The 26733-nt window shown below is 37.6% G+C and carries 27 protein-coding genes and 2 tRNA genes; 16 read left to right on the top strand and 13 right to left on the bottom strand.

Annotation, left to right across the window (positions count from 1 at the left end):
* Positions 1 to 58: 58 nt before the first annotated feature.
* Entirely contained in the window at positions 59 to 640 is a 582-nt protein-coding gene (locus tag HS960_RS24350; RefSeq protein WP_046671999.1) for a C40 family peptidase, read from the top strand.
* A gap of 105 nt (positions 641 to 745) precedes the next feature.
* Positions 746 to 1258, top strand: a complete 513-nt coding sequence (locus HS960_RS24345) for a phosphoribosyltransferase family protein (protein ID WP_153847253.1) — start codon at positions 746 to 748, stop codon at positions 1256 to 1258.
* A gap of 9 nt (positions 1259 to 1267) precedes the next feature.
* Here the strand turns inward: HS960_RS24345 and HS960_RS24340 are convergent, their stop codons facing one another.
* The 5 genes from HS960_RS24340 to HS960_RS24320 all read right to left on the bottom strand — a co-directional run bounded on the left by HS960_RS24340 (position 1268) and on the right by HS960_RS24320 (position 7137).
* Entirely contained in the window at positions 1268 to 2734 is a 1467-nt protein-coding gene (locus HS960_RS24340; RefSeq protein ID WP_182330780.1) for a LysM peptidoglycan-binding domain-containing protein, read from the bottom strand.
* A 184-nt stretch (positions 2735 to 2918) separates the two neighbouring features.
* Positions 2919 to 3116, bottom strand: coding sequence for a twin-arginine translocase TatA/TatE family subunit (tatA, locus tag HS960_RS24335; RefSeq protein WP_088162917.1), 198 nt, complete (start codon positions 3114 to 3116; stop codon positions 2919 to 2921).
* A 93-nt stretch (positions 3117 to 3209) separates the two neighbouring features.
* Positions 3210 to 4514 carry a murein hydrolase activator EnvC family protein gene (locus HS960_RS24330; RefSeq protein WP_153847255.1) on the bottom strand — a complete coding sequence of 435 codons (1305 nt, stop codon included), beginning with the start codon at positions 4512 to 4514 and terminating at the stop codon, positions 3210 to 3212.
* Between the two features lie 108 nt (positions 4515 to 4622).
* Positions 4623 to 5426, bottom strand: coding sequence for a DUF4292 domain-containing protein (locus tag HS960_RS24325; RefSeq protein WP_153847256.1), 804 nt, complete (start codon positions 5424 to 5426; stop codon positions 4623 to 4625).
* A complete protein-coding gene (locus tag HS960_RS24320; RefSeq protein WP_182330779.1) occupies positions 5416 to 7137 on the bottom strand; it encodes a tetratricopeptide repeat protein in 1722 nt (573 codons plus the stop codon). Before HS960_RS24320 ends, HS960_RS24325 begins: the two co-directional genes overlap by 11 nt.
* A gap of 234 nt (positions 7138 to 7371) precedes the next feature.
* Between HS960_RS24320 and rplM the strand changes: the two genes are divergently transcribed.
* The 6 genes from rplM (at position 7372) to HS960_RS24290 (ending at position 12072) form a co-directional block, all read left to right on the top strand.
* Complete coding sequence (rplM, locus tag HS960_RS24315; RefSeq protein WP_077437655.1) at positions 7372 to 7815, top strand: 50S ribosomal protein L13; 444 nt, start codon at positions 7372 to 7374, stop codon at positions 7813 to 7815.
* 11 nt (positions 7816 to 7826) lie between these two features.
* A complete protein-coding gene (rpsI, locus tag HS960_RS24310; RefSeq protein WP_046671992.1) occupies positions 7827 to 8213 on the top strand; it encodes a 30S ribosomal protein S9 in 387 nt (128 codons plus the stop codon).
* Between the two features lie 18 nt (positions 8214 to 8231).
* Complete coding sequence (gene rpsB, locus HS960_RS24305) at positions 8232 to 9029, top strand: 30S ribosomal protein S2 (RefSeq protein ID WP_046671991.1); 798 nt, start codon at positions 8232 to 8234, stop codon at positions 9027 to 9029.
* Positions 9030 to 9224: 195 nt separating this feature from the next.
* Positions 9225 to 10061, top strand: coding sequence for a translation elongation factor Ts (gene tsf, locus HS960_RS24300; protein ID WP_153847258.1), 837 nt, complete (start codon positions 9225 to 9227; stop codon positions 10059 to 10061).
* Between the two features lie 186 nt (positions 10062 to 10247).
* On the top strand, positions 10248 to 11111 hold the full coding sequence (locus HS960_RS24295) for an SDR family oxidoreductase (RefSeq protein ID WP_153847297.1): 864 nt from the start codon (positions 10248 to 10250) through the stop codon (positions 11109 to 11111).
* Between the two features lie 139 nt (positions 11112 to 11250).
* Positions 11251 to 12072 (top strand): helix-turn-helix domain-containing protein, encoded by an 822-nt coding sequence (locus HS960_RS24290; protein WP_153847259.1) that lies wholly within the window; start codon positions 11251 to 11253, stop codon positions 12070 to 12072.
* On the opposite strand, the gene HS960_RS24285 is transcribed toward HS960_RS24290, so the two are convergent.
* Positions 12069 to 12329, bottom strand: a complete 261-nt coding sequence (locus HS960_RS24285) for a hypothetical protein (RefSeq protein WP_182330778.1) — start codon at positions 12327 to 12329, stop codon at positions 12069 to 12071. The genes HS960_RS24290 and HS960_RS24285 overlap by 4 nt on opposite strands.
* A 182-nt stretch (positions 12330 to 12511) precedes the next feature.
* Here HS960_RS24285 and HS960_RS24280 point away from each other — a divergent pair, with 182 nt between their 5' ends.
* From HS960_RS24280 to HS960_RS24270, 3 genes are all read left to right on the top strand, one after another.
* Positions 12512 to 12907: a hypothetical protein gene (locus tag HS960_RS24280; protein ID WP_227550268.1), complete on the top strand. Its 396-nt coding sequence runs from the start codon at positions 12512 to 12514 to the stop codon at positions 12905 to 12907.
* A gap of 159 nt (positions 12908 to 13066) precedes the next feature.
* Positions 13067 to 13843, top strand: a complete 777-nt coding sequence (locus tag HS960_RS24275; RefSeq protein ID WP_153847261.1) for an ABC transporter ATP-binding protein — start codon at positions 13067 to 13069, stop codon at positions 13841 to 13843.
* A 1-nt stretch (position 13844) separates the two neighbouring features.
* Positions 13845 to 15524, top strand: coding sequence for a hypothetical protein (locus HS960_RS24270; protein ID WP_153847262.1), 1680 nt, complete (start codon positions 13845 to 13847; stop codon positions 15522 to 15524).
* 94 nt (positions 15525 to 15618) lie between these two features.
* Here the strand turns inward: HS960_RS24270 and HS960_RS24265 are convergent, their stop codons facing one another.
* The 3 genes from HS960_RS24265 to HS960_RS24255 form a co-directional block, all read right to left on the bottom strand.
* Complete coding sequence (locus HS960_RS24265; protein WP_153847263.1) at positions 15619 to 17535, bottom strand: peptide-N-glycosidase F-related protein; 1917 nt, start codon at positions 17533 to 17535, stop codon at positions 15619 to 15621.
* Between the two features lie 131 nt (positions 17536 to 17666).
* Positions 17667 to 17743: transfer RNA gene (locus HS960_RS24260), tRNA-Met, on the bottom strand.
* 293 nt (positions 17744 to 18036) lie between these two features.
* Positions 18037 to 18110 (bottom strand) — tRNA-Met (locus tag HS960_RS24255).
* Between the two features lie 65 nt (positions 18111 to 18175).
* On the opposite strand from HS960_RS24255, the gene HS960_RS24250 reads away from it, so the two are divergent.
* From HS960_RS24250 to HS960_RS24230, 5 genes are all read left to right on the top strand, one after another.
* Entirely contained in the window at positions 18176 to 18553 is a 378-nt protein-coding gene (locus HS960_RS24250) for an START-like domain-containing protein (RefSeq protein ID WP_070563117.1), read from the top strand.
* 102 nt (positions 18554 to 18655) lie between these two features.
* On the top strand, positions 18656 to 20140 hold the full coding sequence (locus HS960_RS24245) for an LptF/LptG family permease (protein ID WP_159731129.1): 1485 nt from the start codon (positions 18656 to 18658) through the stop codon (positions 20138 to 20140).
* A gap of 71 nt (positions 20141 to 20211) precedes the next feature.
* Positions 20212 to 21426, top strand: a complete 1215-nt coding sequence (locus tag HS960_RS24240; protein WP_075994158.1) for a bifunctional 3,4-dihydroxy-2-butanone-4-phosphate synthase/GTP cyclohydrolase II — start codon at positions 20212 to 20214, stop codon at positions 21424 to 21426.
* A 142-nt stretch (positions 21427 to 21568) separates the two neighbouring features.
* The gene (locus HS960_RS27195) at positions 21569 to 21964 is read left to right on the top strand and encodes a thiol-disulfide oxidoreductase DCC family protein (protein WP_153847265.1); all 396 of its coding nucleotides are present in this window, start codon (positions 21569 to 21571) and stop codon (positions 21962 to 21964) included.
* A gap of 77 nt (positions 21965 to 22041) precedes the next feature.
* Positions 22042 to 23475, top strand: a complete 1434-nt coding sequence (locus HS960_RS24230) for an NAD-dependent succinate-semialdehyde dehydrogenase (protein ID WP_159731127.1) — start codon at positions 22042 to 22044, stop codon at positions 23473 to 23475.
* A 22-nt stretch (positions 23476 to 23497) separates the two neighbouring features.
* Here HS960_RS24230 and HS960_RS24225 read toward each other — a convergent pair whose 3' ends face one another.
* From HS960_RS24225 to HS960_RS24210, 4 genes are all read right to left on the bottom strand, one after another.
* Positions 23498 to 24385, bottom strand: coding sequence for a DUF4476 domain-containing protein (locus tag HS960_RS24225; RefSeq protein ID WP_159731125.1), 888 nt, complete (start codon positions 24383 to 24385; stop codon positions 23498 to 23500).
* A gap of 75 nt (positions 24386 to 24460) precedes the next feature.
* Positions 24461 to 25000, bottom strand: coding sequence for a CopD family protein (locus HS960_RS24220; protein WP_159731123.1), 540 nt, complete (start codon positions 24998 to 25000; stop codon positions 24461 to 24463).
* 171 nt (positions 25001 to 25171) lie between these two features.
* Positions 25172 to 26209, bottom strand: coding sequence for a uroporphyrinogen decarboxylase (gene hemE, locus HS960_RS24215; protein ID WP_153847269.1), 1038 nt, complete (start codon positions 26207 to 26209; stop codon positions 25172 to 25174).
* Positions 26209 to 26727, bottom strand: a complete 519-nt coding sequence (locus HS960_RS24210; protein WP_227550269.1) for a hypothetical protein — start codon at positions 26725 to 26727, stop codon at positions 26209 to 26211. The genes hemE and HS960_RS24210 overlap by 1 nt, the downstream gene beginning before the upstream one ends.
* Positions 26728 to 26733 lie beyond the last annotated feature (6 nt).

The following is a 26733-nucleotide window of genomic DNA, read 5'->3' as shown; positions in this document are numbered from 1 at the left end:
AAAATAGATGACAGTGTTGAATTTTTAAAAGTTAAATGTTGTACAAAAAAGCGATTTAATGAAAACAAAGAAATTTATAGCGTCAATGCTATTTATCGGCTTATGTCTAGTGTCGCAGGCACAAACCAACAGAAACTCCAAACCAGAATCAGATCCTGATAACCTAGCGAAAGAATACTTTTCACAAATCATGGGAGTTGCAGTCTCAGCAACAACAAACACCAAACTTTATCAATTTGTTTACGAATGGCTAGGTACTCCATACCGTTTGGGAGGAGATTCAAAAAGAGGTATTGACTGTTCTAAATTTTCTTATGAATTATACGACAAAGTGTTTAACACATCATTGGGGTATAATAGTAGAAATCAGTATTCTCAAGTCAAAACTGTCGAGAAAAACGAACTAAAGGCAGGTGATTTGGTATTCTTCAAAATCAGAAGTAAAAGTATTACCCATGTCGGTGTTTATATTGGCGATAATAAATTTGCACATGCCTCATCCAGTAAAGGAGTTATGATCAGCAATTTAGATGAACCATACTGGAGACGTTATTATTACAATGGCGGCCGCTTACCAGAAGATAATAGATCGCTTACGGCAGAAATATTAAAAGCAGAAAAAGATAATAAATTGAATTAGTAAGATTGATTCAATCAAGGAAAGTCCAAAGCGTTTAACTCGTTTTGGACTTTTTTTATACAATATAATATCCTATTTTTACCCTATAATCATTGGAATACTATTATGTCTTCAAAGAAAACGCTCATCTTAAATAAAGAACAAATAAAACAAAAATCTATTCGGATTGCCTATCAAATTTTGGAAGACAATTTTGAAGATGAAACACTTGTATTAGTAGGAATTGCTGACCGAGGTTATGTATTTGCGCAACGCCTTCAAGCGATTTTACAGGGGATTTCAACGAAGGAAATCCTGCTGATTAAAGTTACCATGAAGAAAACGAGTAGATCGTTGAGTGCAAGTACAGACATACCTGTTGATATTGCAAAAGATAAGACGATCATCTTGGTAGATGATGTGTTGAATAGTGGTAGAGCCTTAGCTTATGGACTGGGTGTATTTTTGAACGTTCCACTGAAGAAAATGAGAACGGCTGTATTAATTGATAGAAGCCACCATAAGTTCCCTATATTTAGTGACTACTATGGCACGAAGCTTTCAACGATATTAAGAGAACATGTTACCGTTACCCTTGAAGAATTTGATAAAGAAGAAGATGCAGCATGGTTAATTTAAACCATGCTGTTATTTCTTTGAGACTTTCAATTTCATTCCCGGTTTTATCCGGCTTCCATTTAAATCATTTTCACCTTTAAGTCGACCGACTGATGTACCATTTTTATCTGCGATCTCAGATAATGTATCACCTTTCTTCACGACATAATAAGCTGTACGTGTAGCGCTAGCGGCATGCTGTTGACTCTTCTTTGAAGATCGTTCTGTATTACGTGCTAACTTCGCGTTAACGAAATCATCTTCCCTTTTTATCAGTAAGTTTTGTCCAGGGACAATTTGATTTCCGCGCAGGTTATTCCAAGATTTTATATCCTGTACTGTTACTTCAAACTTGTCAGCAATGGAAGCGAATGTCTCACCAACTTTTACTTTATATTTGCCATTTTGTAGAGGCTTACTTAGATTTTCCGTCTGACTAAGAGTTACAGAAGATATTGGCGTGTTGAGAGCAGCATACAATTCTTCTGAGGCAATCTTTTTATCTAATACAGGTAAAACTAATCGCAATGGAGACTCTTCAGTACCATTTAATACATTTCTTTTAAAACTAGGATTCAATGCACGTAATGTCTCTTTTGACACATGTAAAACATCCGCTATTTGGTTCAATGAAATCCGTTTATTGATATCCAATGCTTGAGTTCTTAGTGAAAGTTCGGTATCCTCAGCATTGATATCATTTTCGTCTGCATATTTCATCGCATATGTCATTGCGATGAACTTAGGGATATAGTTTTGGGTCTGTTGCGTTAGATATGGTGCGATATCCCAAAAAGTAGCATTCTCTTTTCCCAAACGTTGGATCGCACGGCTAACCGCTCCTTTACCGCCATTATAGGATGCTATCGCTAATAGCCAATCGCCATATTCATCATAAGCTTCTTTTAAGATTTTTGCGATAGCATAACTTGAAGCAATAGGATCCATTCGTTGGTCGGTATAACTGTCCACTGTAAGATGATAAGTTTTGGCTTCATAATACATCAATTGCCATAAGCCTGTTGCTCCGGCACTAGAGATATCGCGTGGATTTAATGATGATTCGACTACACTTAGGTATTTGAGTTCCCGCGGCACTCCGACTTCGTCCATGATTTTATCAAACAATGGGAAATAGTATTGTCCTAGTCCCATCATCCTACACATATAAGGATTATAATTACCCGACGTATATTTAGCAACCAGATCTTTCACTCGCGGCGAATAGTCCAACGGAACCTCACGTTCTATTGCCTTCAGTTTCCGCACGAGCTGTATATCTTCATCTGTAATTTCAGCATCATGCTGTCTGTTATTTCCGGAAGATTTTATACTGTCTAGGTATTGGTAAATCTCTTGTTTTTCTTTTTCGATACTTTTTTGAAAGAAGGTATGGGCGGCTTCTTTCATGCCTTCTACAGCGCTTTCTTGGGCCATGAGCGGTAGTACATAGCATACCCCTCCTAGTATTGAAATTAACGTCTGTTTTCCGATCATAAATTTACTGTTAAATCCGAGTTTGATTCATCTGCTGAAAAATCAACAATAATCTAAACGTTTAGAAATGGATTTTAGTATAAAAATGGTTTTCGCCCTATTTAGCTGCAGGTCGAGTATAAAACAAAATACGATTTTGTTCCTCACAAAATCGTATCCATGCTATATGGGATCAAAACCTCCCTTATTTGTTATCTTCTATTTCAGATTTTTTTTCAGGTGAAGACTCATCTTTTTGGCCTTCTTTAAATTCCTTAACTCCTTTACCCAATCCGCGCATCAATTCAGGAATCTTCTTGCCACCAAATAATAGTAACAATATTACTACAATGACAATTAACTCTTGCCCCCCGATTCCCATGATTAATAATGATGTTGACATAACTATAATTTCTTGTTTTTCAATTCTTTTAAACTAAAACTTCTCTCTCTCTTTACAAATGTAATGATAATTATTAAATATAGTAATTATTTCTTATCTCGCCAACCATGACATCGGATTCAACGGTGTTGACCCTTGATAAACAGAGAAGTCAACCATTGGCACACCTGTATCGGAGTCCACATCAGCCGTTCCTATAGTTTGGCCTGTACTTACTTTTTGCCCTTTTGAAACACTTACACTTCCCATATTATTGTAGACAGTATAGTACTCACCATGTTTAATCATTATGATACGTTGACCATACATTGTTAAAATACTACTCACCTCTCCTGCGAAAACAGCTTTCACAGCCGCACCACTAGAAGTTTGTATCTTCACGGATATATGTTCCACATTGACATTTCTTCCGACACTTTCCCCTCCAAAATCTTGCATGATCTTCGCATTAGAAACAGGCCAAGGCAAACTACCACGGTTAGATCTGAAGTCATTTGAAAGCTTAACTGCCTCCGGTGTACTACGGAGCACCTCTGATTCTGACATTTTAGAAGTACTCGTTTTTGTATTGTTCTTACCTTTTGTAGTTGATGTAGACTCATTCACTTTGCGGTTACGCTCAGCAGCCGCTTCTGCCGCACGACGTGCCGCTTCAGCCCGTCGACGTTCAGCCTCAATTTCTCTTCTAATTATCTCCTTAATGGCCGCATTAATACGACGCTCCTCTTTTTGTTTTTGGGTAATATCTTTCTTCACACCGCGTTCTGTAACAATTAATTCACTCAATTGTCCAGAATAAACAGATCGCTGTTGAGATATGGTTCTTTTCTCATTTTCCTGCTCTTTCATCAAGGCAACCTGTTTGTTTCGGTCCGCCTGCAATTGAGCGATTTTTTGTTCAATCTGTTTCTTGGTATTTTCGATATCAGCAGCTTTCAGCTTTCTAGAATCGTTAAACTGTTGTAAGTACTTAACCCGTCGGAACCCCTGATTAAAATCCTTTGATGCAAAAATAAACATCAATTTATTATAGGCATTTCGGTTTCTGAACGCAAACATCACCATCTTCTCATAGTCACGTTTCATCTTCTCCAATTCAGCCTTCAACTTATTTACGGCAGCGGTATTGGCATTGATATGTTTGTTAATTACAGCTACTTCCGAAGTAATGGTATTTATCTTCTGCTCGCGCAAATTAATCTGCTTACTCAATGCTGTCACCTGTTGTTGTGTCAGTGATTTTTCTTTTGCGATCTCTTTGACCGTATTTTGTAATTCGGCAATTTCACGATTGAGCTTCTCACGTTGTTTTTCAAGTTCAGCCCGAGTCTGTGCCGATGAAATCCCAATCATGAATAGGAAAGCAGCTATACCAAGTATTGTCTTTTTAAAGTTCATTTACAGTACCATTTTTTTGTGTTTGCCATCTTTCTACCCTATCAATTCACGCCTTACTTTAGCAAACTAATTGCGAAAGTAATAAATCTAAAGGAAATAGACAGCTTCTCATCGGATTACTTTATAACGTGACGATACTGAAAAAGGCATTTCGACCGGTTCATTAAAGGTCACTTTATTAAAATTTATTTCCGTTTTTATCTCTTGGCGACCATCCGAAATGATCATTTTTAAAAGCATTGGAAATTCCTGTCCGGAGGCCATGGCATATTCCCCGTAATTGGCTTCCAACAACTGTTTCTTTGAAAGTTGCGCTAATCTAAATTGATAAGGCCTATTGTTATTATTTAATTTATATAAAAAATCTAGTTCATTCAACTTGCCATCTAACTGGACAGATATCGAATCCTGTTTAAAATTAACCTGATCAATATCTGCCAATAGATTCACAGAAAGATTGGCTAGCAACAAATCTTGTAGGTTTCCGAAAGTTAAATCCGGACTAGCAAAACGATACAGGTAGTCAAATGGCTTAACCATATATTCGCTCTGAAATTTATTTAAGATCTGTACGCTGTCTGGGGTTATTAATACCCGGGCAACCTCTATACCCAGTGTCGCAGAAATAGAAATCCAGATCCTTTTATCTTTCTCTATTCTAATATTAGAAGTGACATCATAATTGTCCTTTCCAAGGTCAAGACGCATTTTCGCTTTGCCAGAAAAAGTAGTATAGTTCAAATTGGTCAAAAAAAGATTACGTAAGCTATTTTTCTTTGCCTCCCTTGTGTTATCTTTTATCGTCAACTCGTTTTGAGCTTTGAGCTCCGCTTCTTTGAGTAGTTTCTTCTTCGAACTACAAGAAGAGAGCAGCAACAGCACAGCACCAACACAGACAATTTTATTCCACATAACTTTTAGTCTCAATCTTCTTTTTCAATTTCAGCTTATTTTCATCTGAGTCCACTCCCTTTTCTAAAGCAAGGTTCCACTGTTTTATAGCATCGTTTGTTTTCCCTAACTTAATTAGGATATCGCCATAATGCTCCAACAACACCGAAGTTTGCGGATTTGTATTTTTCAATGCTTTTTGAATCCAGACTAATGCATCGTCATATTTTCCATCAGCAAACAGCACCCAAGCATAAGTATCTTCAAAAGTTCCGTTATTGGGTTGCAATTTCGTCGCCATTGCAGCATATTTTGTCGCATCATCAAGTCGTTCTTTTCTTAACGACAAATAGTATGCTAAATTGTTCATCGCCGTCACATTTGTACTATCGAGCCGTATAGCTTCGATATAAGCTGCATCGGAGGCTTTATACATTTTAAGTGAGTTATAAATATCACCCAATCCTCCATAGATATTTGCCTGGAGAAAAGGAGATTCCTCCTGTGCATTATTAAGTGCAGCTTCCATAAATTTCCGGCTATTTTCCATATCCTTTTTCATGAGATAGGCCATACTCGTAAAATAGAGTATTGTGGCGTTGTTGGAGACATAATGTAAGGCCTCTCCGCCATGAGCGATTGCTTGGTCAAACTCGCCTTTGTCCATATCCAGGCTCATCAACATCCGCCATGCATCGATTTGATAAGGGTTCATACTAACGGCGACTGCTAGGGAACTTTGTGCAGCAGTTTTATCATCTTTCAACCAAAGCACCTGTCCTTTCGCCATATGGCTTTCTGCAATCCGTGGGTGAACTTCAACTAGGATATTGACCAATTCCAAAAGCTGATCTTTCGTATAGGGTCCTTTCGGATTCAATAAGGTCATTATAATCCGATTTTTGTCTGTAAAGTCAACCTTTTTAGACTGAAATCCCTGTTTGAGTGCATCGAAAGATAACTTGAGTTTTTTATCAAATCGATAGAGATCAGCTAAATCGAAATAAAGGAAATCCTCTTTTGTAGTCTGAATCCCCTTGTTAATATATTCCAGCGCAAGTTTTGAATTTTTGGAAAGATTGTACGCCTGCGCCAACTGACCATACACCTGAGCCAACGAAGTCCCTTTGTCTGCCCAAGGTTTCAAAAGATCAATAACAGCTTTATAATTACCAGCATCATTTAATAAAACACTACCAACCATGTCCAATGTATCCGAAGCTGTTGCAATTTCTTTGGTTTTATAGAAATACTCCAAAGCCACATCTTTATACCCACCGTTGAAAAGGAGCATGATGCGTTCGCGTTTTAGTGAGGCCGTATTATTATCGTCCTGATCAATCAGCTTATCGAGATAAATCAACGCACTGTCAGCATCATTTTTACTTTTAAATGCGTCGACTGCGAAGCTTAGATATTCAGGTTTAGACTGGATCGCCAGCGCATCTTTAATGGCTTGGATCGCTCCGTCCTGATTTCGCATCTGCGCAAGAAGAATTGCCTTTGTAAAATAGATGTCATCTGCCTGCGGAAAGTCTGCTATAATGGCGTCCAGAGAATCCATGCCCGGACCAATTTTGCCTTGCTTCAATATTTCCTGCACATTTTTAAATCGAGCATCATACGGTTTTGTCTTCTTATCTAGCGATTGCGCTTGCAATGAAGACGCCGAAAAAAGGAATACACCAATAAAACTTAAAAAAAATCGTTTATTTAAAAAATTCAATCTCATCTACTTCCGCTAAATAATTAAAAAATTCTTCCTGCAATATACTAACTAATGTAACAATATTCATTCGAGGAAGTTGTAAAAATATTGAGATTAGTGGGGCTTGTTTGAAATTCGACTCGTTTTCAATAAAATAAGCAAAATAGATTTTAAAATATAGAATAATAGATGTACCTTTGCAGACCCTTGAGATAAGGGGAAGAAAAATTTTTTAATAAATTATTTAAACAAAAGCAAGTGAATACGTTAAGTTACAAAACTGTCTCTGCCAACAAGAACACCGTTAACAAAGAGTGGATCGTTGTTGACGCTGAAGGAGAGATTTTGGGGCGTTTGGCGAGCAACATCGCGAAAGTAATTCGTGGTAAGCACAAGCCTACATTCACCCCACACGTAGACTGTGGAGATAACGTGATTGTTATCAATGCAGACAAAATCAGATTAACAGGAAACAAATTAGGCGACAAAGTTTACGTGCGCTACACTGGATACCCAGGTGGTCAACGTTTCGTTTCTCCTAAAGAGTTAATGGCTAAATTCCCTGAGCGCATCATTGAAAAAGCTGTTCGTGGTATGCTTCCTAAAAACCGTTTAGGTCGTCAATTGTTTAAAAACCTTTACGTTTATGCCGGTACAGAGCACAAACATGAGGCACAAAATCCAAAACCAGTTAAATTTTAAGGAGAATCGACATGTCAACAACTAACACTTCAGGAAGAAGAAAAACTGCTGTTGCCCGCATTTACTTAACTGCTGGTAGCGGAAACATTATCATAAACGGTAAAGACTTCAAAGAGTATTTCCCAACATTACCTTTGCAATACATCGCTACTCAATCATTGAATGTAGCTGGTGAATTAGCAAACTTTGATGTAAAAGTAAACGTTAACGGAGGTGGTGTTAAAGGTCAAGCAGAAGCTGTTCGCTTAGCGATCGCAAAAGCTTTGGTTGAACTTAACCCAGAAGTTAAACCTGCATTACGCGCGAAAGGTTTAGTAACACGTGATGACCGTATGGTTGAGCGTAAGAAACCAGGACGTCGTAAGGCTCGTAGAAGATTCCAATTCAGTAAACGTTAATCAAAGGAGGATCAAAAAATGGCAAGAACTACTTATCAAGATTTATTGGATGCAGGTGTGCACTTTGGTCACCTTACACGTAAATGGGATCCGAAAATGGCTAAGTACATTTTCATGGAGCGCAACGGTATCCACATCATTGACTTGAACAAAACTCTTACGAAATTAGAAGAAGCTGCTTCAGCTATCAAACAAATCGTAAAATCAGGTCGCAAAGTTTTATTCGTAGCTACGAAAAAACAAGCAAAAGAGATCATCGCACAACAAGCAAAAGAGGTTAACATGCCTTTCGTAACTGAGCGTTGGTTAGGTGGTATGCTTACAAACTTCGCTACAGTTCGTAAGTCTATCAAAAAAATGTCTAACATTGACAAAATGCAAAAAGACGGTACTTACGATGTATTGTCTAAAAAGGAGAAGTTAATGATTCAACGTGAGCGTATCAAATTAGAAAACCTTTTAGGAGGTATCGCTGATTTGAACCGTTTGCCAGCTGCTTTATTCATCATCGATGTGAAAAAAGAACACATCGCTGTTTCTGAAGCAATGAAATTGAACATCCCTACTTTTGCAATGGTAGATACAAACTCTGACCCTTCAAACATTGATTTCCCAATCCCTGCAAATGATGACGCTAGCAAATCTATTAGCTTAATCGCAGGTATTATTGGTCAAGCAATCCAAGAAGGTTTGGACGAGCGCAAACGCGACAAAGAAGAAGAAGCGGAAAAAGATGCTGCTGCTGCTAAAGCAAAAGCTGATAATGGAGATGCTTCAGAAGCTAAACGTCCTCGCAAAGCGAAAGACGGAGAATAATATTTTTATTCCAAACCGGATAGCGTAGCGTTAGTTTCTGGAAAAGTTTACTTTTCTTGAACTAGCCTATCTGTCCGGTTTTTTGGTTTAACAACACTCGTTTATCAAGGAATGTTAAACTTTATATTAGCTTAACATGTTTTAAGTTAATATTGTACAAATTTCAGTCGTAAATAATAATAAAAAGAAATAAACATGTCAGTACAAATTTCTGCATCAGATGTAAACAAATTGCGTCAACAAACTGGCGCTGGTATGATGGATTGTAAAAAAGCTTTAGTTGAGTCTAATGGTGACTTTGAAGCTGCTGTAGATTACTTGCGTAAAAAAGGCGCTAAAGTAGCTGCTAGCCGTCAAGATCGCGACTCTAACGAAGGTGTTATCATCGCTAAAGCCACTGCGGATGGTAAATCAGGTATCGTAGTTGAAGTTAACTGTGAAACTGACTTCGTAGCTAAAAACGCAGATTTCGTCGCTTTCGCAGAAAAAATTGCAGATCTTGCATTAAACAATAAACCTGCTTCTTTGGAAGAACTAAAAGGGTTGGAACTTGATGGCAAAAAAATCGCTGATTCTTTAATCGAGCAAACTGGTGTAATTGGCGAGAAAATCGACGTTTCTAAATACGAAACTATCACTGCTGAAAAAGTAATCGCTTATATCCACGGTAACTACCGTTTAGGTGTATTAGTAGGTCTTTCTGCTGATGCAGCTGGTGCTGAAGAAGCTGGTAAAGATGTTGCAATGCAAATTGCTGCAATGAACCCTATTGCAATTGACAAAGACGGTGTTGATCAAAACACAATTGAGCGTGAAATTGCTATTGCAAAAGAGCAAATCATTGCTGAAGGAAAACCAGCTGAAATGGCTGAGAAAATTGCTCAAGGTAAATTGAACAAATTCTTCAAAGATACAACGTTGTTAAACCAAGAATTCGTAAAAGATTCTTCTAAAAACATCGCTCAATTCCTAGATTCAGTTTCTAAAGGATTGACTGTAACTGCTTTCAAACGCGTACAATTAGGCGCATAAGCATACCTCCATTCTATTCAGAATGGAAATTTTAAAACAGGAGCTATTCATCGAATAGCTCCTGTTTCTGTTTATATCTCTACCTCCATTTATTCCCGAACTATTTTTATCCGCTCCACCGTGGCTTTTATTTTACCCCAAATTTTTGTAACTTAAGGATACATAAAAACTGAACAGCATATGGGCATGTTAAAGGAAAACGCGTTAAAAGGAAAACGAATTTTGATTACGGGTGGTGGTACAGGTCTAGGGAAAGCCATGACAGATTACTTTCTCGAGCTTGGCGCTTCTTGCCTGATCACAAGCCGCAAAGATGATGTTATACAACATACAGCAAACGAATTGTCGGAAAAACATCAGGCAAAATGTCTTGCAGTAGCTGGAGACGTGCGTAATTATGAAGATGTCGAACGCGTCGTTTCCTATGGATATGAACATTTTGGGGGGATAGATATCCTCATAAACAATGCTGCTGGAAATTTTATCTCCCCTACCGAACGTTTAAGCCCCCGAGCTTTCGAATCTGTCATTGGTATCGTTCTCCAAGGGAGTATAAACTATACCCTAGCACTGGGCAAGCGGTGGATTGAGGCAAATGAACCTAATAAAGCTATACTCAGTATCGTCACCACCTATGCTTGGACGGGGTCTGGATATGTTGTTCCTTCTGCAACTGCTAAAGCCGGAGTTCTTGCGCTAACCAGATCTCTAGCTGTAGAATGGGGAAAAAAAGGAATAAGACTCAACGCTATAGCTCCTGGTCCATTCCAAACTTCGGGCGCCATGGAACGGTTACTCCCGGGCGAATTAGGCGAACTCCTCTCACCTACCAAACGTATTCCCTTGGGCCGCTTGGGCAAACTGGAGGAATTAGCTAACCTCGCAGCCTATCTGGTATCCGATTATGCTAGTTATATCAACGGAGATGTTATCACGATAGATGGCGGCGAATGGCTTAAGGGGGCTGGAGAGTTCAATGGATTGGATATTATTCCTGAAGATCAATGGGATACTATTGAAAAGATGACCAGAAATGCAAAAAGCACTTGATAACCGTTTAACAAATGATTTATATTTTATTGTGAATACGCGACTGTAATCCATTCAGATTTAAAAGAGGAAAAAAGTAAAGTCTTTAATCCATTTTTCTTAGGTTTGTAGCGATTATTTTCCAATAGGGTCTGTACATATGATGAATTTATCTTTCGAATCTCAAAAAATCAAACACAAACAAAAATTAGAACTAAACAAAACGGGTTTTGATTTTGCGTTAGTTTATATATCCGAAGGCATACTCGTATCGAAAGGGAATAACTTGAAATTTTCAAAAGAGAATTTACTTTTTTTGAATAAAGATTTCGAAACACTTGAGACAAAAAAAGATACAATCGCATTTGTCCTCTATTTCTCAAACTCCTATTTTAAAGACCTGCACTTTATACAGCAAAATTTCAGACTTTCTCACAATCCGGTTGATATCTTCAACTCGAAGACGTTATTAAATAAGAGCCTATCGCTTAAAAAGGAAAATAAAAAACTAATCGAGCGGGTAATATCTCTGATTCAACAATATGAGAGTGAAGATACAGCATCTTCAATTTTTATATTCCACCAGACAATGTCGCTTTTCGCTTTAGTCGAAAATATATTGAAGGATCTGGAGCTACCTATTAACGAGTCATATGAAATGTCTCAAGAGATCGAGCAATACATACAGCAAAATATTTATTTCCCGGATAAATTACAAATCAAGTCGATCGCAGATCAGTTCCAAATTTCAGCAAATTATTTTGGGGCATTTTTTAAAAAAAGATACTCAAAAAGCTACAAAGTATATATAGATGATATTCGTATTAAACTAGTTGAAGAGAGATTAGCATCCAACAGATACACAATGAAACAAATTGTAGAAGAACTAGGATTTAATGATGAAAGTCACCTGACCAATTTCTATAAGAAGAAAAGAAATATTACACCCAGCTCTTATAAAAGAGCTAAAAATAGCGCTTAATTATCAAGCTGGATTATACCATTAAGATCATGATTTAAGGAGCGTTGAATGGCTTCATCCAAAATAAGAATCTTCTTTCCTTGAAAAGTCGCTGCATCATCACTTTCAAAATTTGAGCTACTGCAATTAAAAGAATCCAATTTCATCGGGAAATAAATTGGGTTCTCGTCTTCAGCTCGACCAATAGTCAATAAAATATTGTAGCCTTGTAGGCGTAAACTCTGTAAAGTCTGATAATTTAAACGCTTGAAGATCATAATTCCTGTTTTAGGATAGAACAAACATATAATTACATTGTTTTACTGCTTTAACCATTTTTTGCGTTTTTAACTTTCCAAAGGATATTCGACCCCATAATCTCCTAATACTTTTGGAATAATCGGTTTGCCGAATAAATCCAAAACTTTTTTTTTTGAGAACTGTTTTACAAATGAATAACATGAGTAGGATTATGTCAAAAAAAGAGCGTAAAAATGGGAAAGTCGAAGAAGACTATCCCGATATGGATCAGGACCTTGCTTTTAATGAAGAGCTTGACAGTTATGAAATGGATGTCGATGACAATGATCCAGACTATGACCACCCCGCTGACTATAATACAGTAGCTGAGGGCGCAATCGATGATGATTCAACATACGATGATTCTAATCCATTTGTCGGAGATGAGTATGCAACACAAGGTGAGCTCGAAGAAGAAGATCTAGATGAAGCTAACATGCGAATTGAGACTTTTAAACATGAACGGTTATCCCCTTTAGACAAGAAATTAGCCGAGAACGAAGAAGATCTGAGAGATGATCTCGATGAAGAGGGATATCCCAAGAACGACAGGTAGTATTTCCGAAAAATAACATAGTTTTTGAAGGGACCAAAAGGTCCCTTTTCCATTGATTAAAATAGAGACATTCTTCTCAAGAATATTAAGTATATACTTTTCAATTGGAAACTATAACTCCAATTTTTTATGTAAGTTTACTTTGAAGATTATAATCATATGGAAAGTATATTACCTCTCATCCGAATTGTTGACCTAAAAAAATCATACGGAGTAAAAGAAATATTGAAAGGAATCAACCTTGACATATTCCCAGGTCAAGTTATCGGATATATTGGCCCAAATGGTGCCGGTAAATCCACTACCGTTAAAATATTAACAGGACTAATCGAAGATTTCACAGGCACTGTAGAAATTAATGGCATCAATATTCAAGAAGATCCACTTGCAGTAAAAGCATTATTGGGATATGTTCCCGAAAACGCAGAATTATATGACGTCCTGACTCCCATGGAATACTTGGATTTTGTAGGTAAACTCTATGGAATGAAAGATAATGTCATCCTAGAACGTTCCTTAAAACTGTTAGCAGCCTTTGGCCTTGAAGCTAATGCAAATAATAGGATGGATACCTTCTCCAAAGGAATGCGTCAAAAAGTACTTTTAATTTCAGGAATTATTCATAACCCACAAATTATCGTGCTAGATGAACCATTATCTGGACTCGATGCCAATGCTGTTATCGTTGTTAAAGAACTTATTTCATTACTTGCAAAAGAAGGGAAAACAATTTTCTATTGTTCACATATGATGGACGTTGTTGAAAAAGTATCTGATCGGATTTTACTGATAAACCAGGGCAGCATCATTGCGAATGGCACGATTGAGGAACTAAAAACAGATCCTAGCGAATCCCTGGAGCATATATTTGCTAAATTAACCAATACTGGCAGCAGTGCATTAGATGCTTCCAATATCATTACAGCCATTCAATAACATGGAAAAATTTATCTTAAAATTTATCCTTCTTTTTCGTGGGGTTTGGAAAGGCCTAGGCATCAATTATGAACAGTTTAAGATCATCTTAGAAACCAAAGTAATCTTAGAGAATAGAAAACCTATTAGCTTTAGAAAACGTAGCTCAGGAAAATCATCTTCTTCGTCATCGATTTTACAATTCCTATTGTATCTCATCTTTGGCCTGATATTCATGGTAATTATTTTTTCGATTCCAGATAGGTACTTAGCCATTTCGATTATGCTACTCAGTTTCATTAGCATGTTAAGCATTACGTTGGTGTCCGATTTTTCACCCATATTATTAGATACTCGGGATCAGTATATCATTATGCCTAGACCAGTTAATGACAAGACTTTAGCTATTTCCCGAATAACTTTTATTGCAATCAAGCTTTTTAATCAAGTAATCGCGTTGACCTTACCCGTGCTTATTTATGTATTATTCAATTGGGATATCGTCTCCGTCTTTCTTTTATGCCTGCAGCTTATACTAAGCACTTTAATCGCGCTGATATTTGTTAATGGATTTTATCTGATTAGCATCAAATATCTCCCCATCCAAAAGTTTAAAGATGTAATTACTTATATACAGATCGGTCTCTCACTGGTTCTTTTTCTATCCTATTATGTTGGCCCAAATTTGATCCAATCTATTGTGGAATCCCATTTAACGATGGAACAGCTCAGATTTCTTTGGATATTCCCAAGTACCTGGATTGCATCATTCCAACCATTACTCTTTGGTAACCACAATGTACATTTGGTCATCTTATCAACACTGGGAATACTAACTCCCTTTGCTGGTATCTACGCTTGTACTAAGCTATTTTCACGGGGATTTAATGCAAAAATAGCTGCACTAGCAAGTGCCGACAACCTCCCTAGTGAAACTTCACAATTAACCCGAGATAATCCCTCCAAATTACCGCTATATAAAAGGATCTCTTCGAACGTTTGCTCATCCCCGGTTGAAGAGGCTGGATTTGGCATCGTATGGCTAATAAGTTCTAAAACGAGAGAATTTAAGCAACAGCTATACCCTTCGTTGGCTTATCTACCTATTTATTTTATTTTTTTATTTCTACGTACAGGAGATGATCTCCCAATAGCTGGCAAAATAGCGAAGCTTCGGGATTCAGGCTTGTATATCATTATGTTTTATCTTTCGTTATTAACCATACTAACCGTTTTCCAGCTTATTACTCAAAGTAATAAATATAAAGCGGCCTGGGTCTACCATGTGACTCCGATACAAAAACCGGGACAGCTGATGACTGGAGTTCTTAAAGCATGTCTGATTAAATATGTTTTACCGTTCAACATACTGTTTCTTTCTATCTGTGTACCGCTATTTGGTCTCAGTTCTATTAATGATCTGCTATTATCTTCCGCGATTGGCGGAATCGAAAGTATTCTGATTATGCTTTTCATTGTCAAAAACTATCCATTTTCGAAGGCTAGTCAATCCAATTCAAAAGCAATAACTAATCTACTGATATTAGGTCTATTGGGTATTTTGGGATACTTACATAAAACAATTTTCCATTATGAAACTCTAATTTGGATCTTAGCTGGACTTGCATGGGTCGTATTCTTTTTTATGCTGAAGTACTTACAGAGAGAAGACTGGAAAGGCTTAGCTTACGACGACAATTGATTAAACAGATAAAAAAAGCTCCATTAATGGAGCTTTTTTATCTAATTCTTCAAAATCTAGGCACAAAATATCTTCGTCCTTTTCTTTTATCCGGTTATCTTTTATTTATCCGTCCTTTAAATCGGCTAATACCATCCATCAGAACTTCAACGATTATTCTTCCTGAAGGTAAATGGCTCAGATCATAGTTCAGGACAGCTTGTTGAACAGATTTGTATTCATGTTTTTGCCACAAAACGCCATCAACCATAAAAAGGACAGTCATCTCACTCTTTTTATTGGACACTACGCTCAGTTGTGTCTTATCCACAACCGACCTTGGATAAAGTGAGAAGGCATATTGCGTTGAAATTGTGTTCATCTCAAATCCACGTTTGGCATTGAAACTAAACATCTCGCCATTTCCACAATCGCTTTCAAAAGCATGAATAAGGTTTCCTTTCAGATCGAAGATCCGTAAATGGCCATCACCATTTTCAGGTTGTGCCCAAAACTGCAGTCCGTTACCTGCGGTATCAACCAAAGAGAGCGAGTGATTTCCCTCAGTAAGATGTAAAGTATCTCTATACATAGTTTCAGTAGCAAGTTGAGAGCCTTTTTTACGAAAGACTGTATCCTGCTTTGCATTAATTAGAAATATACGATTATCCGCTGGTTTATTATTGGTCATAAACTCCAAAATAAAATCAGTGGGAAATTTCTGCAGAGCTGTAAAGACGCTTTCCGCCTTATTGTCTGTGGGCCACGCATCCGGCTTTCCATTAGGTTTAAGAAGTGACACCGTAAATACATTCTCCTGATCTTTTTCCTGTATTTCTGCTGGTAGGATAACTTCTGCAACTTGATTAAAAGAAAGATTACCTTTCCAATGGAAAGTTTTGACTGGAAATCCTTTCGTGCCATAAACAATTTCTAGGGATCGAATCGGGTCAGCACCCAAATTTCTGAAAGAAATCTTTGGACCAGCACTCGCCGGATTTAATCTAGAAAAACGCTGTTCATCACTTGGAACCATTATTGACTCGACCGCAGCATCTACTTTTTGTTTTGGGGCTGAATATTGAAACAAGTAAGCGGATATATTTTCGACTGCCTGTACATTATCAGTCGCTGTATAGGGTTCCATTTGTAAGGCAACTTGATGAGTACCAACTTTAGTAAATACATCAATAAAATCAGGCTGCTGTAAATCTCCAGGACACCAATATGCGCGGTCATGTACCCAGGTCCCGCCTTGTGGATAAAGTGGATTACCACCACATTTCTTCCACATATCACGTCTGTCTACAGTCTTTCCATCGAAGGTGAGTTCGCGCCATCGGCTACAGAATTCACTACAGCCACGTGGTTTATCCATACCATGCCCTGTATGCTGAATACGTATTCGGCTCAATGCTGCTCCCGGACTCGAGGTATATGTTATTGGTAGTAGATTTTCTCCTATCTTTTCGTTGACATCCCCGTATTTATATGCTTTATTCCACAGCGCTGTTATTCCCAATGGGGTAACAACTGGTGGACCTGATAAAATTTCAAAATCTACAGTAAGTGCCCACCCTACAGTCTTGTCCTCAAAACCAGAATGAGTATAGACAATTTCCACGCTATCCCTTAAGAAAGGAGCAAAATCAGTTACATCGACCTGCCATTTCCAACTCCATCCTTTATTGTAAATACTACCATATGGCGTAAGCATTCTTCCTAATTCATAATTTAGCACAGGTCCATTTTTTCCTCCTTTACGACGCAATAAGATGTGATCCAAATAATCCCAATGCGCTGTGCGCAAACTATCGGGGCTCCCAAGCGTAACAAACATAGTAACCTTCCTTACAGGATAGTTTTCTTTTGGAAATATCCCCCAAGCTGGATAGGAATTCTCGCCTTTCTGTACATCACATAGAATGGTCTTCCGTTGATGTGTAACGACATGGCTTATTGTGCCTTGTTGTGCAAAAACATGATAGCAGATAAAAAAATAGAATAGAGTTAGTATAGATCTTATATTCATTATTTAAGTATTATCCATGAAACAATACAAAGATAGATGTACTCTTGTCAGCGGCGAAAAAAAGGTAATGCGATAAAAAGGAAATACATGCAATCATAAAAAAAGCATCAATCTTAACAGACTGATGCTTTTGGTAGCGGGGAGCAGAATCGAACTGCCGACCTTTGGGTTATGAATCCAACGCTCTAACCATCTGAGCTACCCCGCCGTTTCGGTATGCAAATATACCACTTCGTATGTCAATTCAAAAGATTTTTTTATTTTTTTACCAATTCTGACCTATTTAAAACTCGCATTAAACACAACAAACTCATTTTTAACTCAATAAATTTATCATTGAAAAATAGAAACTGATGTTGAAAAAATTGATAGTCCTAAAAACAACATGTTTATCAAAAAACAGGGGCAACTTTTTACAAAAAAACTTGCAATAACAAAATAAATATGTATTATTACAAATAATAAGTTGATGTAGTAAAAAGCAATTTTGGAAGAGATTTGTAGCGGGGAGCAGAATCGAACTGCCGACCTTTGGGTTATGAATCCAACGCTCTAACCATCTGAGCTACCCCGCCATTTTGGGAATGCAAATATAGCTTATTTTTGATTTAAACAAACTAAAATTTAAAAAAACATTTTTATGGCAGATAAAATAAAATTCCAACTAGAATATATCATCAACTCTTCACCTAGAATTTTATTTCCGTATTTGCAAGAACCAAACGAATTGGCGCAATGGTTTGCAGATGATGTAAACTATAAAGACACCGTTTATACTTTCATTTGGGATGATGAACCTCACCGAGCAAAAATTGTAGCATCGAAAGAAAATAAATCTGTACGCTTTAAATGGCTCGATGATGATCCCTATTATTTCGATCTGGAGATCGATCAAGACGAGCTAACAAATGATGTTGCTCTTAAAATAACAGATTACGCTAAAGAAGAAGACCTTGAAAATAGGAAGTTAATTTGGAAAAATTCAATAGTCTATCTTCAAAGTGTTATAGGTGCATAAAAAAGCCTATCTTTGCAATATATTTCCACTAAGGGCTCCAGCTGGAGCTCCTTAGTTGGTAGATGCCTTAATGTAAAGGCATCAATTTGCTTTGCGTCACGGATGAAAAAGGTTCATTTACTTATTCTTCAAGCTTTCATAAAACCATTTATTGTCACATTCTTTATTGTGATGTTTGTCTTATTGATGCTTTTCCTATTCAAGTACATTGATGATTTGATTGGAAAAGGATTTGAATGGTATACGATCATGGAGCTAATTGGATATCAATGCGTTGTTCAAATCCAAATGGCAATGCCTTTATCCATGCTCCTTTCCTCCATTATGACTTTCGGAAATCTGGGTGAAAGCTATGAATTAGTTGCGATCAAGGCTGCGGGCGTATCTTTACGTAAAGCGATGACCCCGCTATTCATACTCGTTGCAATTTTCGCAACAAGTTCTTTTCTGTTCTCTGACTATATTCTCCCCGTAGTGAACCTAAAAATGGGTACCCTACTTACTGATGTACGTAATAAAAAGGCAGATTTCCTCATCAAACCCGGAATCTTTAACAACACCATTCCAGGTTACTCGATCCGCGCTAGAGGAAAAAACAAAGCGGGAACAATTCTCTATGACTTGATGATCTATGATCATCGTGGCGGTAATACAGCCAATAATGTACTTATGGCTAAAGAAGGGTATATCTATAACTCTCCTGACAACAATTATATGATCCTAAAACTTAAGGATGGTATCCGCTATGAGGAAGCACGGACTAAAAACTCAAAAACCTACGATCCACGTCAGCAATTTACGCGATTTAAGTTCAAGGAAACAGAGCAAAAGTTTGATATGGGAAGTTTTCAACAAGGTAAAACGGATGAAAATCTCTTCAAGAGCCACCATGCAATGTTAAACCTGAAACAGTTAGACATGTACATCGATTCCAACCATATTAAGATAGACAGTATGGGAAAAGCAATCGTCCGTACATTAGACACCCGATATAATATCTATTCGAAATATTTTAGTGCGAATCAACCTGGACAGCCAAAAGTCAAAGAAGCTAAGATCAAACCTTTTAAAAATTTGCTTACCGATCTGGTTCCCCAAGAACAACGGGCACAGATCACCATGAATGCGTTAAACCAGTTGAATTATTTAAAGGAAGATCTGAATGGCCGTACACTTGAATTTAAAGATTACAAATCGAAAGATATACGCTATCGTATTGAATGGCATCGCAAGTTTACCCTAGCTGTCTCCTGTCTTTTACTATTTGCAATCGGAGCTCCACTAGGAGCAATTATCAGAAAAGGTGGACTCGGTCTTCCGGTCGTGATGGCCATCATTTTCTTTCTGATCTATCACATTATCTCTACAGTTGCAGAAAAAACAGCGAAAGATGGTGCTATATCATCAGCCGTAGGTATGTGGATGGCCATTATTGTCTTAACACCATTAGCCGCTTTTCTAACGTACAAGTCGACGACTGATTCTGCCTTATTTGATATTGATCAATATAAATTAAAAATAGAAGCCGCTTGGAAGTGGATTAAGGAAAAGCTTGCAAAAAAGAATAAATTAAAAGAATCACATTAGATTGTGACAACGCTATTATAAATAAATTTAGATTCTACACTAACTTTGTACCAATTACAATATATCAATAAATGGATTTCAAATTAAACACGATCGAAGAAGCGATCGCTGATATACAGGCAGGAAAAGTAGTAATCGTCGTGGATGACGAAGATCGCGAAAATGAAGGAGACTTTGTCACTGCGGCCCGCAATGCAACCCCCGAAATCATCAACTTTATGGCGACTCACGGTCGTGGACTAGTGTGTGCCCCAATTACAAAAGAAAGAGCAGATGCATTACATCTTGACTTAATGGTGGGACAGAATACAGCGGTATATGAAACGAACTTTACAGTTTCCATTGACTTACAGGGATATGGTTGTACAACTGGTATTTCTGCGTCGGACCGCTCGAAAACAATTAAAGCAATGATCGATCCTAATATTCATTATGAAGAATTAGGTAGACCAGGACATATTTTCCCGCTCATAGCGAAAGATGGTGGTGTATTACGTCGCACAGGACACACTGAAGCTACAGTTGACCTTGCTCGATTAGCAGGATTTGAACCAGCGGGTGTATTGGTTGAGATTCTAAAAGAAGATGGTGAAATGGCCAGACTTCCGGAACTAATGGAAGTTGCTAAAAAATTTGATTTAAAGATCGTTAGTATTGAAGATCTGATTGAATACCGTCTTAAGCACGACTCTTTAATCAATGAAGAAGTCACTGTTAATATGCCTACGCAATATGGTGATTTTAAAATGAAAGCCTTTACACAAAAGGACACTGGCGAACAACATTTAGCGCTTTACAAAGGTGAGTGGAATGAAGATGAACCTATTTTAGTACGAGTGCACAGCTCTTGTGTTACCGGTGATATTTTTGGTTCTTGCCGTTGTGACTGTGGCCCTCAATTGCACAAAGCAATGGAAATGATCCAACAAGAAGGTAAAGGTGTTATTGTCTATATGAATCAAGAAGGTCGTGGTATTGGACTGATCAATAAGCTACATGCTTACAAATTACAAGAAAATGGTTTGGATACGGTAGACGCCAATGTGCAGTTAGGGTTCAAGGCAGATTTAAGAGACTACGGTGTAGGAGCCCAGATTCTTAGAAATCTTGGTGTCACAAAAATGCGTCTTATGTCAAATAATCCGACAAAACGTGCTGGCCTAGTAGGTTATGGTCTTGAAATCATAGAAAATGTACCTATTGAAATAACGGCAAATCCCTTTAATGAAGAGTACTTAAAAACTAAAAGGGATCGTATGGGACATACAATCATGAAAAATCTATAAAAAGGAATTAAAAAAGGCGGTGTTTCTATTGGAAACACCGCCTTTTTTAACATAGAGAATTAAACTCCGATGATGATAAAATCACTCCCATTTATGATCTTGTTATGGCAGTACTTTCAATAAATAGAAGTAACTTTATAATATGGAACAACAAGGGAGATATATCATCTTTTTCGATGGTGATTGCTTGATCTGTAATCGCTTTGTTCAACTATTATTAAGGATAGATCGCAGAAAGAAATTCTTATTTAGTTCCTTGCAGTCTGAATTTGCCCGGGCCGCGCTAACAAATATTCCCAAAAATACTGATTCCATCGTTTTCCTATCTCCAGCCGGTACCTATCTCAAAAGTGAAGCTGTTTTAAAGATTTGTAAGCAGTTGGGCTTCCCCTACATTACTTGTTATTTACTGAAGATTTTACCACTCAAGTGGAGAGATGTGCTTTATGATTATTTTGCTAAAAACCGCTATCGATGGTTTGGAAAAAATGAGTTTTGTACGATACCTTCAAAATCTGAACGAGAAAGATTCATTTGAACAAACAACAATCATATTAAAGTGAAGTTTTGTTCAGAAATCTTCTAATTATACTTGTGACAATTAAATTTACATCGATGAAAAATACACTTTTAATTGACAGTGCCTATATCAATGGGAAATTTATCAAGTCAAAACACACCTTTGATGTGGTAAATCCTGCAACAGGAAAAGTTATTGCTTCGTTGCCAGATCTAAAAGTTGTTGACTGTACTAAAGCCATAATTGATGCTGACAAGGCATGGAAAAGCTGGAAAAACACAACTGTACTGGAACGTTGCAACATCGTCCGCAAATGGTACGATCTTATTCAACACTATAAAGACGATCTTGCGGAAATCATGACCCTAGAAAGCGGCAAACCGCTAAGCGAATCGAGGGTAGAGGTTGACTACGGTAGTTCTTTCGTAGAATGGTTTTCAGAAGAAGGAAAAAGGGCCTATGGCGAAACGATACCCTCTCATAAAAAAGGAACGAGAATGCTTACAATTAGGCAAGGTGTAGGGGTCGTAGCTGCAATTACACCCTGGAATTTTCCATTAGCGATGATCACCCGAAAGGTTGCTCCAGCTTTGGTAGCTGGTTGTACCGTTGTGCTAAAACCGGCCTCCCAAACCCCATTTTCCGCTATAGCATTGGCTAAACTGGCTGAAGATGCTGGGATCCCGAAGGGTGTTTTTAATGTCATTACAGGAAAAGACAGTGTTGGTATAGGCAAAGAACTAGCTACGAACGACCTGATAAGAAAACTATCCTTTACAGGCTCAACCGAAGTCGGAAAAACACTCATAGAACAATCAGCCTCTAACATTAAAAAAGTATCTATGGAGCTCGGTGGTAATGCTCCCTTTTTGGTTTTTAACGATGCGGATATTGATGCTGCTGTCGAAGGAGCCATTGCCGGAAAATTTAGAAACTCAGGGCAAACTTGCGTTTCCATCAATAGGTTTCTAATCCAAGAAGATGTCTATGATGAATTTTCGATGAAACTTAGCCATGCTGTCAGTAAATTGAAAGTTGGCAACGGACTTGACAAAGACGTCCAGGTAGGTCCCTTAATCAATGCAAAAGGGCTAGAAAAAGTACAGCATCATGTACAAGACGCATTAAATCATGGTGCCGAATTGGCTACTGGAGGAAAGGTCATCAAAGATCTATTTTTCCAGCCAACTGTGCTGACCAACATTCCGAAAGAAGCGCTTATATTCCGCGAGGAGACTTTTGGTCCGATTTGCGCCCTTTTCAGTTTCAAAACAGAAGAAGATGGAATAGCAATGGCCAATACGACTGAATTTGGACTAGCCTCCTATTTTTATAGTACAAATATAAATCGCTGTTTTCGTGTCGCTGAACAGCTAGAAGCTGGCATGGTAGGTGTCAATACAGGCCTTATTTCAAATGCAGCAGCTCCTTTTGGTGGAGTAAAACAATCTGGTGTAGGTCGTGAAGGATCTAAACACGGTTTGGATGAATATATGGAATTAAAATATATCTGCTTTGGCGGTGAATAAAAAAAGGAGCAAAATGCTCCTTTTATTTTTTTAAAAAATCCACTAGCTTTTCCCTTGTTGAACTGAACGATAAGGCGTCCCCTACTTTCTCATAATTCTGTTTATCCACACAGGTCGGATAAGCATATTTAGCAAAGGCCAGTTTATTATCATCTCGTATAAAAAGTTCCATTAAATCAACAATTTCAGTAACACTTAGACGCATACTTTTTAATTCCTGAGCAGCTACAGCAAGTCTATCCTGATCGTTTTCCTTCTGATTTAATAGATCGTTCAATCGATTGGAATTCGTTTTATTCATTCCTCCTTTATCAGACTGACCACTATTTTCATTATATCCACGATGATCCTCTACACCGTTGCGATAAATCTGAGAGTCCCCTGTCTGTCTACTGCGATCATTACCCCAACCAGTATTATATCCATCTCGATTATTATTCGGTAAATCGTCACGATCTTCTGATTGTCTGTATCGCTCATTACCTTGTTCATTATTATATCTATCCAGGTTATCATAGGGTAAATCCTCACGATAATTCCCATTGTTATACCGATCAACAGGATTCATGGATTCCAAGATAATCCCCCTATTTCCGCCTCTGCTACTGACAGAAAATACAACGTTCATATATTGCCCATTTCGATTGACAAGTTGCACGCCACTGCCATTCAATGTGCGTTGCTGTCTGTCAGCAAATACAATACGCAAATCATAACGACGACTCGTCAAATTGGATACCCTAATATCCGTGGAAGCCCTATTATTATACAAAACGTTGTTGATATAAAGAAAAAATGGAACATCTGTAGAATAGATATTTAATGCCCCTCCAAAAGGTCTGTATCGCTGCGCAAACCCAGCCGTTGCGACAATAAGCAACGAGACCATAACCAAAATTTTCCTGTACATAATCCGATTCAATTAATAATCCTTCGACTACACAGAATAAAAAAGGATTAAGAAACCAAAGAATTTAACATTTTGTTATGCTTTCTTGTTCCGGTACTTCTTATAAAGTTTTACGGCCATCATTAAAGCGATGGATAAAATTAAGAGCCCCAAAACGCCAAATATCCAGTTCAGTGCCGATTTTAAGACAACAGTAAAAACAATCGCGAATAATAAAACTGTTGCGACTTCATTAAACAAACGGAGATTTGTTGAGGTTAATTTGGATTCTTGACGACTCAATTTGAACATAATCTTCTGGCAGCTAAAATGATAGATAATCATCCCCAGAACGAATGTCAGTTTTACATGCATCCACCCCATGGATAATAAACCAGGGGAATAGCATAACATAACTAGTGCAGAAAGGACTGTGATGTACATCGCAGGAGTAGTAATAACCCACCACAGTAATTTTTCCATCTTACTGAATTCTTTATGCAAAACATCAAACGCTTCTTGACTCTTGTCCTTAGCTTCTGTATGATATATAAAGAGTCGAGGCATATAAAACAGACCTGACATCCAACAAATCACAAAGATAATATGAACTGCTTTTGCATATAAATAGACCATAGTTACAAAAATAAGAAAAGTTAATAGCATTCAATACGTCCAAACATCAATTGCGCAAATCTTACATCCAATATACAAAAGTGCTATATCAACCGAAATAGATTAGATCTTGTTAAAACAAAAACGACTTGCCTTTGGCAAGTCGTTTTTGTTCTTGAAGCGGATAGCAAACTAATAGCTAAATTCCTTTACAACCTCAATGGCATATTTTACATTATCAAAAGGAATATCTGGCATGATACCATGTCCCAAGTTAAAGATAAAACCATTTTCACCTCTCATGCGCTCAAATAGTTCGATAATCTTCTTTTTGATAACAGGTTTATCTGCATACAAAACAAATGGATCCAAATTTCCTTGAACAGCAATACCCTGTGGCAGAGATTGTTTAATATTTTTTAAATCTGCGTTCCAATCGATAGAAACAACATCAGGTTGCGCTTCGACCATCATTGGTGCAAAAACAGAAGATCCTTTACAAAAGGAAATGACTGGAATATCCTTACGGTTCAACTTAGCGATAATCTGCTTATTATAATAATGCGAAAAATCACGGTAATCATTCCATGATAAAGCCAAGGCCCAGCTATCAAATAATTGAATCGCATTTACGCCAGCTGCGATCTGCATATTCAAATATTCAACCGTTACATCTGCAATCTTTTGAAGGATCATATGTGCCAACTCGGGCTGATTATTCAACATCAACTTCGTTAACTTAAAATCTTTTGAAGATCCACCTTCAACCAGATAACTTAAGATTGTAAATGGTGCTCCCGCAAAGCCAATCAAGGGGATACGGCTGTCAAGACGTTGTTGAATGACCTTGATTGCATCAGCAACATACTGCAATTTATCCAAACAATTGGTAGACAAAGCTTCTGCATCCTTTACAGAACGAACAGGATTAGAAAAACGAGGGCCTACACCTTGTTCAAAGGACAGATCCCCTCCCATAGCTTCAGCTGTAACTAAAATATCAGAAAATAAAATAGCTGCATCAATACCTAGCAAATCTACCGGAAGCATAGTGACATCCGCAGCGATTTCTGGCGTTTTACACATTTCCAAAAAGGAATATTTATTCTTGATATCCCAATATTCCTTCATAAAGCGTCCAGCTTGACGCATCATCCACACAGGGGGTCTTTCCGTTTGCTGCGAGAATGCAGCTTTAATCAATAAGTCGTTTTGTAAAGTAGTACTCACTATAAATGTTTTGAAATTTCGTTTTCTATTTTTGTAATAATGCTGTTCTGTCTAGCGGTCAGATGTAACTTATTGGCAACATCTGTATACGCTCTCGCTCTTTCATAATCCAACTTTCGCAGCGCTATATTTGCCAGATTAATCATGACCATGCCCTTTTCATTATCTTTTTTCCAAGGCAGACGTGAAGCTAGCTGAAAATGATATTCGGCCTCATCGACACGTTCTTCTTTAAGCGCAATATTTCCCATCATAAATTCATAGAAATTACGTCTACCCTTGCGAAGGGCATCAGGGTTCTTGATCTCATTGAGCAAATTTTTTGTCTTTTCATAATCTTGCCTATGAAAAGCCTGCGTTGCCAAAAAAACGGAGCCTTCTCTAAAATGGCTCCAAATCAAATAGCCTATCCCACCAGCTATCAGAACAGCCGTCTGATAATGCCCTTCATATAAGCCATAGCCCAAAAATAATGCAGCAATAAAAATAACGGCTATTCTAGCCCTGATTGTCATCATCTCTTT

Origin of the sequence: Sphingobacterium paramultivorum (assembly GCF_014109745.1) — a bacterium.
GTDB classification, from domain to species: domain Bacteria; phylum Bacteroidota; class Bacteroidia; order Sphingobacteriales; family Sphingobacteriaceae; genus Sphingobacterium; species Sphingobacterium paramultivorum.
The sequence above is the reverse complement of the archived record's forward strand: the minus strand, read 5'-3'. Positions and strand labels throughout refer to the sequence as shown.

What these genes read in the sequence shown, in the direction of transcription:
- HS960_RS24265 (WP_153847263.1), bottom strand. Translation starts at nt 17,535, where the DNA reads ATGAATATAAGATCTATACTAACTCTATTCTATTTTTTTATCTGCTAT.
- HS960_RS24285 (WP_182330778.1), bottom strand. Translation starts at nt 12,329, where the DNA reads ATGATCTTCAAGCGTTTAAATTATCAGACTTTACAGAGTTTACGCCTA.
- HS960_RS24220 (WP_159731123.1), bottom strand. Translation starts at nt 25,000, where the DNA reads ATGGTCTATTTATATGCAAAAGCAGTTCATATTATCTTTGTGATTTGT.
- HS960_RS24340 (WP_182330780.1), bottom strand. Translation starts at nt 2,734, where the DNA reads ATGATCGGAAAACAGACGTTAATTTCAATACTAGGAGGGGTATGCTAT.
- HS960_RS24245 (WP_159731129.1), top strand. Translation starts at nt 18,656, where the DNA reads ATGAAAAAGGTTCATTTACTTATTCTTCAAGCTTTCATAAAACCATTT.
- HS960_RS24345 (WP_153847253.1), top strand. Translation starts at nt 746, where the DNA reads ATGTCTTCAAAGAAAACGCTCATCTTAAATAAAGAACAAATAAAACAA.
- HS960_RS24275 (WP_153847261.1), top strand. Translation starts at nt 13,067, where the DNA reads ATGGAAAGTATATTACCTCTCATCCGAATTGTTGACCTAAAAAAATCA.
- HS960_RS24290 (WP_153847259.1), top strand. Translation starts at nt 11,251, where the DNA reads ATGATGAATTTATCTTTCGAATCTCAAAAAATCAAACACAAACAAAAA.
- HS960_RS24270 (WP_153847262.1), top strand. Translation starts at nt 13,845, where the DNA reads ATGGAAAAATTTATCTTAAAATTTATCCTTCTTTTTCGTGGGGTTTGG.
- rpsI (WP_046671992.1), top strand. Translation starts at nt 7,827, where the DNA reads ATGTCAACAACTAACACTTCAGGAAGAAGAAAAACTGCTGTTGCCCGC.
- HS960_RS24325 (WP_153847256.1), bottom strand. Translation starts at nt 5,426, where the DNA reads ATGTGGAATAAAATTGTCTGTGTTGGTGCTGTGCTGTTGCTGCTCTCT.
- HS960_RS24280 (WP_227550268.1), top strand. Translation starts at nt 12,512, where the DNA reads ATGAGTAGGATTATGTCAAAAAAAGAGCGTAAAAATGGGAAAGTCGAA.
- HS960_RS24230 (WP_159731127.1), top strand. Translation starts at nt 22,042, where the DNA reads ATGAAAAATACACTTTTAATTGACAGTGCCTATATCAATGGGAAATTT.
- HS960_RS24250 (WP_070563117.1), top strand. Translation starts at nt 18,176, where the DNA reads ATGGCAGATAAAATAAAATTCCAACTAGAATATATCATCAACTCTTCA.
- HS960_RS24225 (WP_159731125.1), bottom strand. Translation starts at nt 24,385, where the DNA reads ATGTACAGGAAAATTTTGGTTATGGTCTCGTTGCTTATTGTCGCAACG.
- rpsB (WP_046671991.1), top strand. Translation starts at nt 8,232, where the DNA reads ATGGCAAGAACTACTTATCAAGATTTATTGGATGCAGGTGTGCACTTT.
- HS960_RS27195 (WP_153847265.1), top strand. Translation starts at nt 21,569, where the DNA reads ATGGAACAACAAGGGAGATATATCATCTTTTTCGATGGTGATTGCTTG.
- HS960_RS24330 (WP_153847255.1), bottom strand. Translation starts at nt 4,514, where the DNA reads ATGAACTTTAAAAAGACAATACTTGGTATAGCTGCTTTCCTATTCATG.
- HS960_RS24210 (WP_227550269.1), bottom strand. Translation starts at nt 26,727, where the DNA reads ATGATGACAATCAGGGCTAGAATAGCCGTTATTTTTATTGCTGCATTA.
- tsf (WP_153847258.1), top strand. Translation starts at nt 9,225, where the DNA reads ATGTCAGTACAAATTTCTGCATCAGATGTAAACAAATTGCGTCAACAA.
- HS960_RS24295 (WP_153847297.1), top strand. Translation starts at nt 10,248, where the DNA reads ATGTTAAAGGAAAACGCGTTAAAAGGAAAACGAATTTTGATTACGGGT.
- tatA (WP_088162917.1), bottom strand. Translation starts at nt 3,116, where the DNA reads ATGTCAACATCATTATTAATCATGGGAATCGGGGGGCAAGAGTTAATT.
- HS960_RS24350 (WP_046671999.1), top strand. Translation starts at nt 59, where the DNA reads ATGAAAACAAAGAAATTTATAGCGTCAATGCTATTTATCGGCTTATGT.
- HS960_RS24240 (WP_075994158.1), top strand. Translation starts at nt 20,212, where the DNA reads ATGGATTTCAAATTAAACACGATCGAAGAAGCGATCGCTGATATACAG.
- HS960_RS24320 (WP_182330779.1), bottom strand. Translation starts at nt 7,137, where the DNA reads ATGAGATTGAATTTTTTAAATAAACGATTTTTTTTAAGTTTTATTGGT.